Genomic DNA, 16682 nt, shown 5'->3' on the forward strand with positions numbered 1-16682 from the left:
TCTCCGTCGATCAGAGTTTGGGTTCGCCGAGGCCGGACAGCCGTTCGAGATGCTTCACGGTGGCGATGAAGTCGGTCTCGCCGTCGCCTTGCGCGACCAGCGCGCCGTAGGTCTCCCGCACCTGGGCTGCGAGCTGCAGCGGCACGCCGACGGCATGGCCGGCCCCCAAGATGAGGTCGAGGTCCTTGGCCATCTGCTTGCAGGAGAAGCTCGAGACGAAGTCGCGGGTGCGCAGCGGCGCGGTCTTGTACTTCACCATCGGCGAGGCGACGGCGCTCTCGTCCAGCACCTTCAGGATGTCCTGCCAGCCGATGCCGCCTTTGCGCGCCAGCGCCAGGCTCTCGGCCATCATCGCGGCCGAGACCGCGATCATGAGATTGACCGCGAGCTTCGCGTAACGCGCTTCCTCGCCCGGGCCGAGATAGGTCTGCGCGCGGGTAAAGCTTGCAAACAGCGGTTTTGCACTTTCGAACGCATCCTTCGGCCCGGACACGAAGCAGCTCAGCGCGCCGGTGTGGACGATGCTGGCATTGCCGGAGACCGGCGCCCGCAGATAGGAAACCCCACGGGCCTGTGCTGCTGCATCGACCTCGGCCGAGGCCTCGGCGCTGACCGTGCTGGTCTCGATCAGCACCGCCTTCGGCGCCATCGCACCGATCAGGCCGGTCGGGCCGAGCATCACCGCGCGAAGTGCGGCGTCATCTGGAAGCGACGTGATCGTTGTGGGCCGGTCGTTGACGGCCTCAGCGGGCGAGCCGGCGACGGCAATGCCGTGCTCGCGCGCCTCGTTGAGCCGTGCGGCGCTCTGGTCGAAGGCGGTGACGCTGAAGTCAGCCTTGGCGACGAGAAGCGACATTGGCAGGCCCATCTTGCCGATGCCGATGAAGGCGACCTGTTTGCTTGTCTCGCTCATTGTTGTTGTCCGTTGGCCCCTTTACGGGGCGTGCCCTTGTCGTTCGATGTCCCGCACCAGTCGCTGCCCGGATTGCGCCAGCAGCTCCTTCTTCCGCTCCAGCCCATCGACCAGCAGTTTGCCGTTCCGCTTCTTCCAGCGGCCTTCGATCATGACCGCCTCGATATTGGCGAGGCTCGTCTGCATCACCACGGTCGCGACGGGATCGTGCACCGGGAAGAGATTCAGATCGTCGGCGTTGATGATGACGAGATCGGCGAGCTTCCCCGGCGTCAGCGAGCCGATCTGGCCCTCGCGGCCGAGCATGCGTGCGCCTTCGGTGGTGACCCAGGCCAGCGCCTCGCGCGCGGGAATCGTGGTCGTCGCCGGGATCGTTCCCTCGCTCTTGCGCATCTCGGCATTGTCGAGCGCGCGCTGCATCGACAGCGCCGCGCGCGCCGCGGAGAAGAGATCGCCGGCCAACACGGACTCCAGGTCGATACCGATGGTCGGGCGGACACCGCGCTTCAGCAGCCGCCCCGTGATGGGAAAGCCATGGCCCTGGATCATCTCGTTCTCAGGCGTTACCGAGAAGGTGACGCCGAGATCGATCAGTCTTTGCAGGAGCTCATCAGGCAGATGGTTGCCATGGACGATATTGACATTGGGTCCGACGAGGCCGGCCTCGATCAACTTCTCCCAACCGCCTTGCGTCTTCGCGGGACCGCCGCCCTGATGCATCGAGGCGATCAGGCCAAGTTCCCGCGCGAGACGAAAGTCATGCATTGCCACGTCGAGCGTCGAATAATGCGGACCGAGAATGGCCAGGCCGAGCGTGACCAGGCCGTTGCGATCGGCGAGGGGGCCGGCCAGCAACCGCTCGATCTCGCGGCGGGGATGCGGCACCTCCGAGAAATGCGGCTCGCCCGGCTTCGGCTCGGGCTTCGGTGAGCCGTGGAAGAAGGCGGCGCGAATGCCGCTCTCGACCAGGCCGCGCACGGCGGCGTCGGTGTGAGCCGGCGTCGGGTTGTTGTGGCACCAGTCGACCAGCGTGGTGGTGCCGCAATTGATCTGGTTCAGCGTGCCGACGAGGGTGGCGATGTAGATGTCGTCGGGGGCGAACAGGGTCGCGAGCCCGGCATGCATGCGGCGGAAATATTCCAGCAGCGTCCAGTTCGCCGCAAAGCCGCGCAAGCCCGTCTGCCAGGTGTGCATATGCGCGTTGACGAGGCCGGGGATGACGATGCGGCCGCGTCCATCGACGATCTCGGTCTCTGCAGCGCCACTGCCAAGCTCGATGCCGGGACGTATCTCGGCGATCCGCCCGTTCTCCACCAGCACGTCGCCAGCACGGAGATCGCCGATCGAAGCGTCCATGCTGATGACGGTTGCTGACTGGATGAGGATGCGCCGCATATTGCTCACGCCGCCGCTTTGGTGGTGATCGGCGGTTCGCCAGCCCAGGCGCGGGCGATGAGGTCGCGGATGGCGCCCCGCTCGAGCGGGCGCGGATTCCAGTAGGCATTGGTGACGGCGAGGTCGGCGGCCTTGTCGATGCCGCTCTCGGGCATGCCGATGTCTCGTAGCGCGAGCTTGGCGCCCAACCGCTTGGCGAGATCGAACAGCCCCTGCGATGCATCCGAAGCGCCGATTGCACCTGCAATGCGCGCCATCGCCTCGGGCGCCGCGGGCGCGTTGTAGGCCAGCGCATGCGGCAGCACGATGGTGTGCGTCTCGGCATGGGGCAGATCGAAGGTGCCGCCGAGCGTGTGGCAGAGCTTGTGATGCAGCGCCATGCCGACGGTGCCGAGACACACGCCGCACAGCCAGGCGCCATAGAGCGCATCGCTGCGCGCGGCGCGATCGTCGGGTTTGGCCGCAATCGCGGGTAGGGCGCGCGCCAGCGCGCGGATGCCTTCCTCCGCCATCAGCGAAGTCACGGGATTGGTGTCGCGCGCGTAGAGCGCCTCGACCGCATGCGCGACGGCATTGATGCCCGAGGTGGCGGTGAGGCCCACCGGCAGCGTCATCGTCAGGTCGACGTCGTAGATCACCGTCTCCGGCAGCACGGCTACGTCGCGCACCGTGGTTTTCAGGCCGTTCTCGGTCTGGCCGAGGATCGGCGTCATCTCCGAGCCGGCATAAGTGGTGGGAATACAGAGCTGGTTGACGCCGGTCCGCAGCGCCAGCGCCTTGCCTAGTCCTGTCGTCGAGCCGCCGCCGAGCGCGACCACGCAATCGGCGTCGCATGCCTTCATCGCCGCGATCGCCCGCTCCGTCACCTCGACCGGCGTATGCATGGTGGCGCAGGCGAAGAGGCCGGCATAGAGCTGGCCGAGCGCGGCGCCCAGCGCTTTGCCTTGCGCCTCCTGCTGTGGCGTCGTCAGCACCAGCGCCCGCTTGCCGCCGAGGCGCTCGATCTCGGCCCTGGCCGCGGCAAGCGTCCCGCTGCCGAACACGACGCGGCATGGCAGATTTTCAAAGGTGAACGAACCGATCATGCGCCGGTCTCTTTGACGGGATAATCGACCTGGAAGCGTCCGATCCGCAAGTCGCCGAGCTCCTCCCGCACCCGCAGATGCTCCGGATGGGTGGCGTAGGCTTTCAGGGCCGCGTGATCGGTAAACTCGGAGACGAGAACAACGTCGCAGGCGTAATCGACATCGCTGATGTCAGCCCCAACCTCGATATGGGTGAGGCCGTCGATCCGGCCCTTGAGGCCTTCGAACAGGGTTTTGACCTTGGTCCGGGCGGCCAGGCGTTCGGCCTGGGTCTCCCCACGCAGCCGCCACATCACGATGTGCTTGATCGGACCTGACATTTCCCAGATTTCCTCGCCTGCGATCTTGCTTGTTCGGGCCATTTTGCCTTGCAGAAATCGGAAATAAAGGTCAAAAATCGTAAGTCTCTTTTCCAGAATGAGGAAGAATGGACCGCCTGCTCCAGCTCGAGGTGTTTTCAAAGACGGCCGAGCTCGGCAGCCTGTCCAAGGCCGCCGACACCTTGCGGATGTCGAACGCGGCGGCGAGCCGGCACCTGAGCGCGCTGGAGGAGCGGCTCGCGGTCCGCCTGATCGAGCGCAACACGCGCCGGCAATGGCTGACCGAAGCCGGGCAGGAGCTGCTGCAGCGATGCAGCACGTTGCTGAACGAGCTCGCGGAGGCTGAGGACGCCGTCAGCGATCGCGCGCTGTCGCCCAAGGGCATGCTGCGCGTCACGAGTTCGCTGTCCTTTGCGATGATCTACATGGCGCCGATGCTGCCGGCGTTTCGGAAGCTCTATCCGAAGCTCGACGTCCAGATCATCGCCGCCAACCGTTATCCTGACTTCATCGAGGCCGGCATTGACGTCGCGATCCGCACAAGGGAGCAGGAGCCGGATTCCAACATCATCATCCGCCGCATCGGACAGATGCGCCGCGTGATGGCGGCGGCACCATCCTATCTCGCGACGCATGGTGTCCCCGAGCATCCCGCCGATCTCGCGCGCCACGACATGCTCATCTACAATTTGGCCAATGATCCCTATTCGCTGCGGCTGAGCAAGGGCAGCACGACGCAGACCGTCCGGATCGCGCCGACGCTCGACAGCAATGACGGCCAGATCATCTGCGGCGCCGCGCGCGCAGGGCTCGGCATTCTGATCCAGCCGCTCTACATCGTGCAAAGCGACATTGCAGCCGGCAAGCTCGTGCCTGTTTTGACGGATTGGGAGCTGCCGCTGCTCACCATGAACGTGGCCTACCAGAACCGCGTCCGGTTGCCGGCCAAGATCAGGGTGTTCTCTGATTTTCTGGTCGACCACATCCGCGTACATTCGGATGCCGGGATCTGGATCGAGACGACGTAGACGGCTGACGGCGCGCTACTCTGCCCGGCCTTGCGCCCGCGTACGCCCGGTGGACGACCGCGACCGCGGTGCGGCCTGCGGTTCCGGCGCGGCGGAGAGCCTGCCTGCTTCGGCCTCGCGCAGCTCCTTGCGTACTTTCCTAGCGTTGCGCATCGCGCGCTTGATGAAGGGATGTTGCGAGTCCTCGGCGAAGAACAGCACCACCTCGCAACACGGACACTGCCTGGAATAGCCATCCTGCAACCGTCCCGCGCGATCGCGAAACATCGCCTTGCAACGCGTGCACTGGATCTGGACGGAATTCATTGCGCCGGCAAGTCATGATGATTGGAAGTCGGCGGTCACGGTGGGCCGAATGTCTGAAGAAAGCCTGAAGCCGGTTGATTGCCTGATCGCACGCATTGCGTGCAGCCGCACGCGCCCTGCTATTGTTTGGCGGCCATCGCTTCCAGGCAATGGTTGAGATAGACGGTCCGATCTCGCGGCAGCACCTTCTCCAACTCCGCCTTCAGGGCGCATTCGCGCTGACGGATTTGCTCGGCGCGGCGCTTTTCGGCCGCTTCCCGATATTCGGGTGCAACCTTGCTGGGATCGACAAGAGCCTGGGATCTGGCAGGCGCCGCGGCAAGCAGCGCGAGGGCTGCAATGATGAATATGACCTGCTTCAAATGAGCCTCCGCAAAAGGACTCATCCTAGCGCCTGGTTTCGGAAGGCTCAAACGGCAAGTGTGGGGCCGACCAAAAGCGCGGCCTGACCGCAGAGGTCGCCGAGGATCGGCCGTTAGGTTTGGCGACATCAATTTCGCCGAGCGACGTCCCATCACTTCGGGGCGTGGTCGATCTTGTGCCCGAGATGCCCGGTGTCGTGATCGCGACGCAACTGGCTCAGCGACGTCTCGTTTAGCTGGTGCAAGACCTCGCTGAGTGTTGTCGCATCCGGATAGCCGGCCGCAAAACCCTTGCCGTAGATCTTGCGCAATGTGCCGACCAGCGTGTTGCCGTGCTTCTTACTGATCGCGCCATCCTTGTCCCGATGGCGACCGTCCAGGCCCGGTTCCTTCATGGGTCACTCCCTGTGCGGCGTCTGCGCGCCTCGTCGAAGGGTGCGCTCAAACGAGTTGATTGGCAACGACGAGGCTCGTGCGAGTTGAGGGCCGCACGCGGCGTTGGTTTCGCGCTCGCAGAAACCATCGCGGCGCGCCAAGCGGCTCAGCGGAAGCTGCTGAGGCTGACGATGGGAAAGCCCATCGTGTTTCCAAGTGATATGTCGAAAGGGCCCCGCGCTCTCAGGCGCCGGGGTCTCATTTCGCGAGGCGGCTAGGCTGCCTGCTCCTCAAACGAAGTGTAGATTCGGCCATTTGGATCAACGATCTGAACGTCCCAGCACCCGTCCTCGATCAGCTCTTTGGCCTTCTTGAGGGCGGCGGCGAGTGACAGCCGCTTGAGGCTGACGACGCCTGCCGTGTCGAAACCGTTGATTTCAAACATGCCGTTCCTCCAGGTTTTGTCGAATCCTACACCTTTCTCGCGGGTTGTCTGCTGGCTTTTTTGGGGGGAGGTGACGGAACAGGGGACAGAACATATCCAGCCGCCGCCGCTGTCATCCACCGACAGCGGCTCAATATCGCGTGGCAACCTCCGGTCCGATGACGATCACGGCGGATCGACTAGCGTGCCGATCAGGGTGCATATGACCACGGTATTGCTCGACGATTCCGTGCTGATTCTGACGAATGGAAAGCGTCCCTGGCCGATAAGCCATTCTGTGGTCATGTCAAAATACGCTTTGAACTCCGTGTTGGGTACGGGCCCGGTGTATGCATTTTCCGGAAGGGGGAGCGGTAACCAACGTTGGATGGCGTTTGAACTGCCATCCGTTGAAATGAACAAGCCGCCGACGTAGATCGGCTGCGTGGTTTGAACTTTGCAATGCAGCTTTTTGACCATCACCATCTTGTTCGCTGGCGTCTGCGTCAGGAACGCGCTGCAATTGAGTTGGCCGTTGCATCCGGCGCTGATCGTTTCGTCATAGTATGTGCCGACCACGACAGGCGCTGCATGGGCCTGACTTCCGGCAAAGAGCGCTGCGGCAACAACAGCCGATGTGGCAAATTCTGCAAAACGCATTTTGATCTCTAAATTTAGGCTGCGGCTAGCGCAGCGTTGAGTCTGGGCATTGGTAGGTTCCCCCCCGGGAAAGGTTCAAACCCCGGAGCCGCCGCCGGGAGGGGCGCTGCGCGAATGGCCGTCGCGTCGGCGCCATCGCATAGCCCCGTAATCGGCCGGGGGGCCTGGGCAGGCCGGACGGTCACGTCGCTAACGTGGAATTAATCCGAAAAGCCCACAATTTTAGACAGTTGTAGGTGGGTGCTGCGTAAAGGAGGCGTCACGAGGACGTTCCGGCGACGGCTTCCTTTTGCTCGCTCATGAGGTCAATGCGCATGACCACGACATCCGAAACGTTAGGCTTTGCCGAACACCTCGACGCTGCAGCACTTGCAGCCGCAGCATTCGCTCCCCCAGCTGAATCCGAAGCCCCGGAAGCGCCAGTGCCGAACCAGCGGTCCAGCCGGAAGTCGGTCCTGGCGCTGGCGGTGTGTGCCTTGGCGATCAATGGCGCGGCGGCGATCTATACATCGCCGTTCGGTCTTCCGTCGCCGAACATTGCCAGTCTGGCTGCACTGCTTCCGAGCCGGGAAGCCGCCGCGCCGAAACCGGATCCTGTCGTCGCTGCCTTGAAGGAAATCCAGTCGACCCAGCTGCAACAGGCTGCTGCGCTGCAAGAGATCAATTCCTCCTTGCAGAAAAACACGGCCCTGCATCAGCAGGATTCAACGGTTCTCGTCTCTCTCCGCCAGAGCATCACGGACGAACGGACCGACGTGAAGAAGATATCGCCGCAGCTTTCGACGCTGATCGCGAAGATCGACTCGCTGCAAAGCGCAATGATGTCGGACGTCACGTCCTCCATTCGAAGAGCACATGCTCGCTATGGACTGTCCGAAGCGATGCGCAAGCGGTTGGCTCGGCAGTCGAAATCTGTCGGGCCCATGTCGGTTGGAGGTGCTCCACTGACTGCGCCGGCGACGGTTGCCGCGCCGGAGAGCTGAAGACGCCTCAGGCAAAATAGTCTGCGACTTTGTTGGTGCCGGCCTCGTCACTCTTCGGCAAGGAGACTCACTGCGGTGGAACCATCGTACCGGTGATGCTGCAACTCACGCCAAGCCCCAGTGTATCGCCCGGGATCGTCTGGGCCGACAGCACCACGTATCTGTTCTGGCCGACGAGGAAGAAAACGTTCTGATCGAAGTTATAGTAGTAGAAGCCGTTTGTTGCGTTCGCCGTGACCGGCGGAAAACCGAGATATATGCTCCGGACGACGACGGCGCCGGCCGAACCCGGAGGCGCCGTCCAAACCTGAAAATACATCAATTGAAGTTGCGCGCGCGTCGTAACGGCGCAGTACACATGATTGATAGAAAGCAAGGCGTCCGACGGCGTGAGCGATGAGACGGCGCTGCAGCGATTCGTGTTTTGGCAGCCCGCGGGTCCAAAGATGTCTTCATAGTAGATATTCGCGAGCCGATTGACCTGTCCAGCTTGCGCCGGAATGAGCGAAAACGTTCCCACGAGGAATGCGAACAATCGAAGTGCGTTTAGCATCTTGTCGCTCCCAATATTGCCGCCCGCTTGAAATCCAGCGCAGGCGACAGCCATCCGATGCCGGGAGGGTGTGATGCAATACCCCGGTATGGATGGGTCTGAGCCGGCCAGCAAAGGTTCAGCCAGCAACGACAAAAACCGCCGCACGACGGGGGGCGTCAGGTCGTGGTCTGTTGTAACAGCAAAACAAGGCGCGGGACTGAAGCCCTCGCGATCCCCGTTTGCAAATTCTCGATCGGGAAGGGACGCAGCAGAGCCGGATCTGGATCCGGAGAAAACAAGGCCCGCCAGCAGGCGCTGGGAGGCCCTGTGCCTTCAGTCGTCCGACAAGTTGCCCACGATGGTGCAGTCGGCAATAACCTGGGAGGGGCTGGCGTTGGGGGCTGATGCCGACGTGATCGAGATGAAGGGAAACCGTCCAGGACCCAGTTTCAAAAAGGTATCGGTGACGACCGAATAGTATCGAAAGCTGATCGAGACCTCTGCCTCAACAGTGCCACGAATGGATTGCGAACGGCCGAGATCGCCCGCCATTCCGTTCGTGGTGGAGCCGCCCACGGATGTACGTCCCAACATCCAACCGAGTGCGGTCTCGATGTCGCAGGCCACGTGCGTGATGTTCAGAAACTTGTCTGCTGGTGCTTGCGCGAACCACAGCGTAGCAAGGTTGCCGCCAATATTGATAGAGGCGCGATCCTCGTACCAATTCCCTGATCTGACTGGCTTGTTGTTCTGCGCCTGAACCGGCGCGGCAAAGACGAGGAGAAACCCAAGCAAGGCGGGGATGACTTTAGCGAATTCAGCGAAACGCATTTCGACCTCCAAATGAAAGAAGTAGATGCCGGATCTTTTTTGAACGGGCGTGTGTACCGCGCCCCCGATGATCCGCGCGTCATCCAAACGACCGACGCGGCCTGGAGCGCGTTGATCAATTGGCACCGGGAGTCTGACCGACGACCGCAAGGCACGGATCAGCCAGCACAAAACCGGGCCAGCCCTCGGCGCCGCGATCCTGACCGACGAAGCGTGGCTCGACGTCAGACTGGTGCGGATCGTCCGGTCAGTGATTCAGCGTCGAGGGCGACGTGACGCTTGCGCGCGTCAGCTCCTCCGGCCGCAGCCGCGGCTTGGCGCAGTTCGCAGCTGCCGCATCACCGGGATGAGGGGCGCCTTATCCACAACGGCAGGGCAAGATTGCTGCGAAAGCGAACAGGACTAGCCAGATTGCGTCCGTCACGCTGTTATCGGCGGCGTTGTCCTTGCCGGACAGCGCAATTGCGGTTGTAAAGCACAATCATTTTAACTAATTTTTAGACGGCAATTATGCCAAGAAGGGGCTCGTTTAAAATGACTAAGAGATTCCCATTTATATTCGCATTTATGGCGGCGGGCGGACTGTTTGCGGGTCCGGCTTACGCCGCTCAGACGGCCTACGTTCAGGCGACCACAGCCTCACCTGGCGCCTGTACCCAAACTGCACCCTGCACCACCATCGCAGCTGGACTCGCCGCCGCCAGTGCCGGCGGAGAAGTCGTCATCCTGGACTCCGCGACTTACAACGAGTCCAACGCCATCACCAAAACCGTTGTCATTACCGCGCCTAACCGTCCGATCATCGTTCCAGTGTCCGGCCAGCCCGCCTTCACCTTGGCCACGGCCAATGTCAGTCTCAGCATTGGAGGGGTGATCATCGACGGCGCGGGTGGGACGGCGTCGGGAATTGTCGTGACAAACGGCAAAAACCTCTTCGTCTCCGATTCCTCCGTCAGGAACTTCACGGCCGCAGGCGTCGCAGCGATTTACGTGACACCTCCCAGTGGCGTTACCCTCAACGTGTTCGTGACCGGTAGCAGCACCAGCGGCAACAACGCGGGAATTGTTGCCGATGGCAGTGCAGGGGGCAGCATTCGCGCCACCCTGCGCAGCTCGCTTGTTTCGGTCAACACCCATGGTGGACTTACCGCAATCGGCGGCTCCGGAAGCTCGGTTTTCCTGCTCCACCAGGTGCTCTTGCAGGGCAACGGCGCTGCCATTTCTGCCTCCAACGGAGGTGGATTTCTGGTCGATGATTGTCGGATTTTCGGCAATTCCGCCGGAATCTCGGCAAGCGCCGGTTCCTTCGTTTATTCCTACGGGAACAATAATCTGAACGGGAATTTTGGGAACGACGGTACATTCACCGGCAGTATCGGGCTCCAGTAATCGCAATAAGCGCCTCCGGACGAACCTGGGGTTCGTCCGGAGGACGGTTTCGCGTCGATACGCCACTCAATTGCGCTTTCAGGGGTGGGCTACGGCGTTGACGAATGAATTTCGTGCACTTGCCGCGGTCGTCGTTGTCACCACAATCCGGTTCGCCCTAGCGCGCCTTCACGCGTTCACGCGGCTTCATTGGCTCATCAGCTATCGGTCAACTCTCCAACGATGGTGCATGCCCCATTTAGGGCAAAGCTCCCTGTGCTTGCTGCTGTTGCGATAGAGAGCCAGGGATATCGGCCTGGGCCGATTTTGTAATAGACCTGCGTTATGACGGAATAATACTTGCTCCCGCCTGCGGCTTCTCCAGTCGTGTTTCCTCGAACAGACATGGGGCGGCCCAGGTCGGCAGCGCCGGGAGTTGTCCCGACTCCCAATTCTGCCACCGCTAGGATTTGATTTGAGAGCACGGAGATGGTGCAATTGACGTGCGTGATATTGAGGAACTTGTCGCTCGGTGTCTGAGTGAATGTGAGCGTAGCCGTTGCAAAGTTCCCGTTTATCGATGCTCGATCTTCGTAGAATGTTCCTGAGATAATTTGCTTGTTGTTCTGCGCGTGAGCGGGGGCAGCAAATGTCAGGACAAACAAGAGCAGCGCAGCAGCGGACTTGGCAAACTGGATGAAATGCATTTCAGCCTCCAAATGTCAGGGCGGGCATTCATCCTCGTACGATTTCGACGACCGAACATCTGACGAATGTCGTAGCCGATGTTCTCGCAGATGCGCCGGTCCGCCGCGTTTGGGACGCCGTGATCGAAGCGTCCGGGAGCGCGCCCCGCGAATCATCGTTCGGTAGCGGCTCGGTTTGCGTGCGAGCTACAGCGCGTTGTGCGTGTGTGGAATCTCTAGCTTGGGCGCATGGCAACTATACAGTGACCGTGCACTCAATTGCGTTTTTCGGAGCTGGGTTACGGTGTTGACGAATGAATTTCGTGATCGAGGGCAGCGCGAAGGCCACGCGTGGCGTGCACCTCGCCGATTTAGCGAAATGGATCGACGTTCGCCGGGCGGCGGCTCAGAAGGAGCTAGACCAGCTACAGGGAAGGCGGTGAAGTCCAAGCGCAAATTCATGGTGTGAGACGCTCTCCCGCGATCATGGGGCTCACCGGTTCACGTTTGGCTGACCCGGCAAATTCGTTCCCTCGATCTCTCATCGTCCAAGCTGAGGCGGCGCAATCGAATCCTCGCAGGTAAATATCCGTGCGTCCGGTCCCTCTGGTACCTGTCCTCTGATCCATTGCGGATTGCTGGCCCATCCGGCCCACGTGAAACGCGTCGGATTTGGATTTGGGTGACTTGGCCAAAGCCTGCCGAGTATCTGGGCCTCGTATGACACGCAGATCCGGACATCGGTAGTCAGGATCTTCGCCGGAATGGCAACCGGATTGGAACAAGGAATAGCGATTGAGTCGCTGGGGCCAAGCGTATTGGTTGAACCCGTCCTAACTACCGAGGCTTCCTGCACTCTGTAATTGGGGTTGTCGTATTTGATGTCGAGGATGTGACAGGTCCAGCGAATATTCCGTAATGTGAATACGTGACTGTTGTTCGTGATCAAGAAGGGATAGGCGAATGGTTTAGTTGGGTCTGATCCCGGCGAAGAAACCGTAGCTCCAATCTCATAGATTCGATCGAAAATCAGGTAGCCTACTGATAGGACCGCCAGCGCTCGAAACAACCATGCGATGACGAGATGGTCGTCACGCCATACCCAGCGTACAAAACGCGCGAGCAAGATTGCGCAGAATGCCAATCCAGCGACGCTATAGCTTAGCAATGCCCTCACTGATCCCGCCCCGTTGAGATCACCGGTACATCTAGGAATTCACGCTGGCCTGCAAGTGCTGCAGCTCACGTTGGTTTGGTGGATTTCGTCGAACATCCCAGGAGTCAGCCGGCTCCACCACCGCCTGCACCTCGCCCATACTTGGCGACATGCGAGACCGATACCACGCCAAGAACTAACCAAACGAGCGCAGTCATGGCCGCGCTCCTGTGTGCATAGTGTGTGCACGCGGGATTTTAGAGATAGGAAGATGTGGTGAGGATTTTAGCGTAAGTCCTTGATTTAGCTTGGTGAGCGCGCTGGGGCTCGAACCCAGGACCCCGTGATTAAAAGTCACGTGCTCTACCGGCTGAGCTACGCGCTCCCATGGCCGCTGGATGGCTTCAACGATTGATCGCCATCGTCTTCGGACATTCGAGAAGCATGTCTTGCCGCTACGCCTGGATTTGCGTTGCGGGGAAAACCGGCTGTTTCCGGATCATGCTTTCGGCTCGCGCTGTGTAGGGGGATGGGGCGCTGAGGTCAATAGCAGGGGTGGCTGCCGAAACTGTTGGCAGGATCGGGGATTTGCCCGCGGTATCCGTCGTTTAGGCCGGAATTCTCAACCCGATTGGCGAGTAGCTATCCACGCCGAACACTGCCGACGGTATGTCGGCGCAGACGTCTTGCCCGCGCGAGGGGACCATTCGTCCCGTCAGTTCGCCTCCCGCCGCACCTCGCTCGGCACCGGTTGCGCATTGCCCGATGTCGGCAGCGCGACCGGGCGCAGGCCGATCAGCTCGGCGGTGCGGATTGCGCTGTCGCGCCAGAACTGGAACGAGTTGATGCGGCTGAGCTCGAGGATGGCGATCGCCACCGCAGCCAGGAACGGCAGGCTCTGCAGCACCAGCACGCCGGCGAAGATGTAGATCTCGGTGATCTGCCTGAAGCTGTTGGAGGCAATCAGCACGCCGGCGCCGACCAGGAGCAGGGTGCCGATCACGGCCTCCCAGAACGCCTGGAACTCGATCGACATCCTGGACAGGCCGCCCTTGGACGTCCGCGCGAACGCGATGTGCTCGGTGATCAGGCCTTGCGCGACCGCGCGCGACACCGTCCATTGCACGCTCATTGCCGCGATCATCGCGCCCAGCATCTGGCCGGGCTTGATCGCAACGCGTGCGCGGTACATCGACAGGAAGTGCGCGAGCGAGACGACGAAGGCGCCGATGATCGGCAGCGTCAGGATCTTGTCGGGGATGGCGATGTCGGCGAAGGCGACGATCGGCACCCAGACGAGGTTGAGCAGCGCCACGACCACGCCAAGGCTTTCGGCACCTAACCAGTTCAGCCAGCCCAGGCCGTATTCGCGCTTCTGGTCGGGTGTCAGCCGGCTCTTGCCGGGCAGGAAGTGCCGCCAGTGCTTCTTCACGATCTGCAGGCCGCCATAGGCCCAGCGGTGGCGCTGCTTCTTGAAGGCCTCGTAGGTGTCGGGGAGCAGCCCCTTGCCGTAGCGGTGATTGGTGTAATGGGTGGTCCAGCCGAGCTCCTGGATCGCAAGGCCGAGGTCCGAGTCCTCGCAGATCGTGTCGCTCGACCAGCCGCCGGCCATGTCCATCGCGGCGCGGCGGATCAGGCACATCGTGCCGTGCACGATGACGGCGTTGAGCTCGTTGCGCTGAACCATGCCGATGTCGAAGAACCCGGCATATTCGCCGTTCATGATGTAGTGCATGATCGACAGGTCGCCGTCGCGATGCTCCTGCGGCGCCTGCACCAGGCCGACGCGGGGATCGGCGAAGGCCGGCACGAGGTCCTTCAGCCAGTCGGGCTCGACGACATAGTCGGCATCGAGAATGCCGATGATCTCGGCATCGACGGCCGTGCGGTCCATCGCAATGCGCAGTGCGCCGGCCTTGAAGCCCTGCACCTTTTCGGCGTTGATGAACTTGAAGCGTTCACCGAGCGTGCGGCAGTGGTCCTGGATCGGCTGCCAGAAGGCGGGATCCGGAGTGTTGTTGATGATGACCACGCATTCGTAGTTCGGATAGTCGAGCCGCGACAGCGCATCGAGCGTCTGCTTCAGCATCTCGACCGGCTCGAAATAGGCGGGGATGTGGATCGAGACCTTGGGGTAGTAATTCTCCGGCACGTCCTCGATCGTCTTGCCCTTGGCGAGCAGCCGCTGCGGCGGCCGGCCGAAGGCGACAGCCGCGATCTCGTCGATGCGGGCCATCGCGATGAGGACGAGAGGAACAAGGAGAATCATGCCGAGCGTCAGCGCGAAGGCCGAGCCGAAGATGAAATAGTGCCCGTTCCAGAATGCGAACACGGTCGCAGCCCAGGCGCCGACACCGTGGGCGGCGGCCGACAGCAGGAGGGCCTGCCTGGCGGTCGGCTGCTCCAGCCGCAGGATCGGCAGCGACAAGAGAATGCCGACCAGCAGTGCGATCGTCATCAGCTTCCAATAGTCGGGATTCTCGACCGGGCCGGTCCAGGCAAATTTCGGCTCGCGGCTGGCGTTGAGGATGCCCCAGTAGGGACCGACGCCGCCCTCAAAATACTTCCAGGGCTGATCGATCGCCTCGACGATGTTGTAGTCCATGCCCAGCGCTTCGGCGCGGGTGACGAAGTTGCGCAGCGTCAGGGCCTGCTGGAACGGACCGGGGTCGGCGTTGCGCAAATTATAGCCCGCGCTCGGCCAGCCGAACTCGGCAATCACGATGCGCTTGCCCGGGAACTGATTGCGCAAGAGGTTGTAGCGGTCCACGGCTTGGTCGACCGCCTGGTCGGAGCGGAAGTTTTCCCAATAGGGCAGCACGTGCGCGGCGATGAAATCGACGTTGGAGCCGAGCTCGGGATTGTCGCGCCAGATGTTCCAGATCTCGCCGGTGGTGACAGGCACGCGCACCGCGCTCTTCACCTTCTTGATCATCTCGATGAGGTCTTCGACCTTCTGCTCGCCGCGGTAGATCACCTCGTTGCCGACGACGACCCCGTTGACGTTGCTGTTCTTGCGGGCGAGCTCGATCGCGGCCTTGATCTCGCGCTCGTTGCGATCCGGGTCCTTGTCGATCCAAGCGCCGACGGTGACCTTGAGGCCGAACTCGGCTGCGATCGGTGGCACCAGTTCCACGCCACCGGTCGACGAATAGAGGCGGATCGCGCGCGTCATGGTCGACAGCGTCTTCAGGTCGGCGCGGATTTTCTCGATGGTCGGGATGTTGTCGATGTCGGGATGGGCCGAGCCTTCGAACGGCGCGTAGGAGACGCTGGGCAACAGGCCTTTGAAGTCCGGCGCGGGTTCCTTGTCGCGCAAGACTCCCCAAAGGCCGGCGTGGAGCACGGACACGAGCAACAGAACGGCGGCGACAACGCGCATCGCGGCTAAACCAAAAGGGGCTGAGGGGGCAGGGAAGCGGATCCGACCCCGAGATCCGACCAAGTCCGCGGCAAATGGAGCATACCTCTGCCGCGCAGTTTCACAACTGTCATGGCCTCATGTCCTTATGAGGGCATGGCATTTTTGGAAGCGCGGAAGTGCCAACCGCCTCTATCGCCGATCGTTCCTGAACGGAGGCTGAAGCCGGCCTGCGGCTATTTGGACGGCGCCGGCGTCGGACTGGCCGCAGGCGAGGGGCTCGCTGCCGGCTGCGGCGGCGCGGCGCCGGCGGCCGGGGCGGGCGCCGGTGAGGAGGCGGCCGCGGTCGTCTGCTGCGGCTGCGCAGCCGGGTTGATCCAGCAGGCCTGGGTCAGATTATTCAGGCTGTTCGGAACCTTGTCGTCGATCTGGGTGAGGAAGCGGGTCAGGCAGCGGAACGCGGCCTGGATGTGGCCGCCGGGGCAGCCGAAGCGGTCATAGAGATCGATGTGGCGGAAGGCGGTATCGAGGTCGTCCCTGTACATCAGCTGGACCGCGCGACGGCCGAGCCAGACGCATTCAGGGTTGCCGGCCGGACCATTCACGGCGCGGGCAGCTTCGGCGAACTCGTCGATCCGCTTCTGATTCTGGTTCTGGTTGGCATCCTTGGCGGCGTCGGTGGCCTGCGCCGCCGGTTGCTTGCCCTGGTCAGGGGCCGGCGTGCCGCTCTGGGCGGAGGCGCCACCGAGGCTGGCCAGGAGGACAAGGGAGGAGACGGTCAAAGTGGCGGCGAGCTGCCGCAGGACCGCATTTCGTAACTCGAACACCCGTCGCCGCATGAATTCCCCAATATCTCAGCCGTCCGCCCGCGGGAGGACCTCGCGAACGCCGACG

18 protein-coding genes and 1 tRNA gene are annotated in these 16682 nt (G+C 62.1%); 4 read left to right on the top strand and 15 right to left on the bottom strand.

What is annotated here, in order from left to right:
* Positions 1 to 10: 10 nt before the first annotated feature.
* Genes ACWAT4_RS19950 through ACWAT4_RS19965 form a run of 4 tightly spaced genes read right to left on the bottom strand, consistent with a single transcriptional unit; the run spans position 11 to position 3713 of the window.
* Complete coding sequence (locus tag ACWAT4_RS19950) at positions 11 to 913, bottom strand: NAD(P)-dependent oxidoreductase (RefSeq protein ID WP_449727862.1); 903 nt, start codon at positions 911 to 913, stop codon at positions 11 to 13.
* 21 nt (positions 914 to 934) lie between these two features.
* Positions 935 to 2308, bottom strand: a complete 1374-nt coding sequence (locus ACWAT4_RS19955; RefSeq protein WP_449727863.1) for an amidohydrolase family protein — start codon at positions 2306 to 2308, stop codon at positions 935 to 937.
* A gap of 5 nt (positions 2309 to 2313) precedes the next feature.
* Positions 2314 to 3393: a maleylacetate reductase gene (locus ACWAT4_RS19960; protein ID WP_449727864.1), complete on the bottom strand. Its 1080-nt coding sequence runs from the start codon at positions 3391 to 3393 to the stop codon at positions 2314 to 2316.
* Positions 3390 to 3713: a Dabb family protein gene (locus ACWAT4_RS19965; RefSeq protein ID WP_212302365.1), complete on the bottom strand. Its 324-nt coding sequence runs from the start codon at positions 3711 to 3713 to the stop codon at positions 3390 to 3392. The genes ACWAT4_RS19960 and ACWAT4_RS19965 overlap by 4 nt, the downstream gene beginning before the upstream one ends.
* A gap of 107 nt (positions 3714 to 3820) precedes the next feature.
* Here ACWAT4_RS19965 and ACWAT4_RS19970 point away from each other — a divergent pair, with 107 nt between their 5' ends.
* Entirely contained in the window at positions 3821 to 4741 is a 921-nt protein-coding gene (locus ACWAT4_RS19970) for a LysR family transcriptional regulator (RefSeq protein WP_212445734.1), read from the top strand.
* A gap of 15 nt (positions 4742 to 4756) precedes the next feature.
* On the opposite strand, the gene ACWAT4_RS19975 is transcribed toward ACWAT4_RS19970, so the two are convergent.
* From ACWAT4_RS19975 to ACWAT4_RS19995, 5 genes are all read right to left on the bottom strand, one after another.
* Positions 4757 to 5047 (bottom strand): hypothetical protein, encoded by a 291-nt coding sequence (locus ACWAT4_RS19975; protein ID WP_212302363.1) that lies wholly within the window; start codon positions 5045 to 5047, stop codon positions 4757 to 4759.
* A gap of 119 nt (positions 5048 to 5166) precedes the next feature.
* The gene (locus ACWAT4_RS19980; RefSeq protein WP_449727865.1) at positions 5167 to 5409 is read right to left on the bottom strand and encodes a hypothetical protein; all 243 of its coding nucleotides are present in this window, start codon (positions 5407 to 5409) and stop codon (positions 5167 to 5169) included.
* A gap of 152 nt (positions 5410 to 5561) precedes the next feature.
* Positions 5562 to 5804: a hypothetical protein gene (locus tag ACWAT4_RS19985; protein ID WP_212302361.1), complete on the bottom strand. Its 243-nt coding sequence runs from the start codon at positions 5802 to 5804 to the stop codon at positions 5562 to 5564.
* A 254-nt stretch (positions 5805 to 6058) separates the two neighbouring features.
* A complete protein-coding gene (locus tag ACWAT4_RS19990) occupies positions 6059 to 6376 on the bottom strand; it encodes a hypothetical protein (RefSeq protein ID WP_449727866.1) in 318 nt (105 codons plus the stop codon).
* Between the two features lie 18 nt (positions 6377 to 6394).
* Positions 6395 to 6868, bottom strand: a complete 474-nt coding sequence (locus tag ACWAT4_RS19995; protein ID WP_212302359.1) for a hypothetical protein — start codon at positions 6866 to 6868, stop codon at positions 6395 to 6397.
* 308 nt (positions 6869 to 7176) lie between these two features.
* On the opposite strand from ACWAT4_RS19995, the gene ACWAT4_RS20000 reads away from it, so the two are divergent.
* Entirely contained in the window at positions 7177 to 7851 is a 675-nt protein-coding gene (locus tag ACWAT4_RS20000; protein ID WP_449727867.1) for a hypothetical protein, read from the top strand.
* A gap of 67 nt (positions 7852 to 7918) precedes the next feature.
* Here ACWAT4_RS20000 and ACWAT4_RS20005 read toward each other — a convergent pair whose 3' ends face one another.
* Both ACWAT4_RS20005 and ACWAT4_RS20010 read right to left on the bottom strand, forming a co-directional pair.
* Positions 7919 to 8404, bottom strand: coding sequence for a hypothetical protein (locus tag ACWAT4_RS20005; protein WP_212445730.1), 486 nt, complete (start codon positions 8402 to 8404; stop codon positions 7919 to 7921).
* Positions 8405 to 8719: 315 nt separating this feature from the next.
* Positions 8720 to 9217, bottom strand: a complete 498-nt coding sequence (locus tag ACWAT4_RS20010; RefSeq protein WP_449727868.1) for a hypothetical protein — start codon at positions 9215 to 9217, stop codon at positions 8720 to 8722.
* Positions 9218 to 9751: 534 nt separating this feature from the next.
* Between ACWAT4_RS20010 and ACWAT4_RS20015 the strand changes: the two genes are divergently transcribed.
* Positions 9752 to 10606, top strand: a complete 855-nt coding sequence (locus ACWAT4_RS20015) for a right-handed parallel beta-helix repeat-containing protein (protein ID WP_449727869.1) — start codon at positions 9752 to 9754, stop codon at positions 10604 to 10606.
* 197 nt (positions 10607 to 10803) lie between these two features.
* Here the strand turns inward: ACWAT4_RS20015 and ACWAT4_RS20020 are convergent, their stop codons facing one another.
* Positions 10804 to 11292: a hypothetical protein gene (locus ACWAT4_RS20020; RefSeq protein WP_449727870.1), complete on the bottom strand. Its 489-nt coding sequence runs from the start codon at positions 11290 to 11292 to the stop codon at positions 10804 to 10806.
* Positions 11293 to 11585: 293 nt separating this feature from the next.
* Between ACWAT4_RS20020 and ACWAT4_RS20025 the strand changes: the two genes are divergently transcribed.
* Positions 11586 to 11714: a pyocin activator PrtN family protein gene (locus ACWAT4_RS20025; protein ID WP_212424687.1), complete on the top strand. Its 129-nt coding sequence runs from the start codon at positions 11586 to 11588 to the stop codon at positions 11712 to 11714.
* A gap of 1022 nt (positions 11715 to 12736) precedes the next feature.
* On the opposite strand, the gene ACWAT4_RS20030 is transcribed toward ACWAT4_RS20025, so the two are convergent.
* The 3 genes from ACWAT4_RS20030 to ACWAT4_RS20040 all read right to left on the bottom strand — a co-directional run bounded on the left by ACWAT4_RS20030 (position 12737) and on the right by ACWAT4_RS20040 (position 16627).
* Positions 12737 to 12812: transfer RNA gene (locus tag ACWAT4_RS20030), tRNA-Lys, on the bottom strand.
* 330 nt (positions 12813 to 13142) lie between these two features.
* On the bottom strand, positions 13143 to 15809 hold the full coding sequence (locus ACWAT4_RS20035) for a glycosyltransferase (RefSeq protein ID WP_212424688.1): 2667 nt from the start codon (positions 15807 to 15809) through the stop codon (positions 13143 to 13145).
* 215 nt (positions 15810 to 16024) lie between these two features.
* On the bottom strand, positions 16025 to 16627 hold the full coding sequence (locus ACWAT4_RS20040) for a beta-1-3, beta-1-6-glucan biosynthesis protein (protein ID WP_212424689.1): 603 nt from the start codon (positions 16625 to 16627) through the stop codon (positions 16025 to 16027).
* Positions 16628 to 16682: the final 55 nt, after the last annotated feature.

Source organism: Bradyrhizobium sp. T-1 (genome assembly GCF_053592855.1).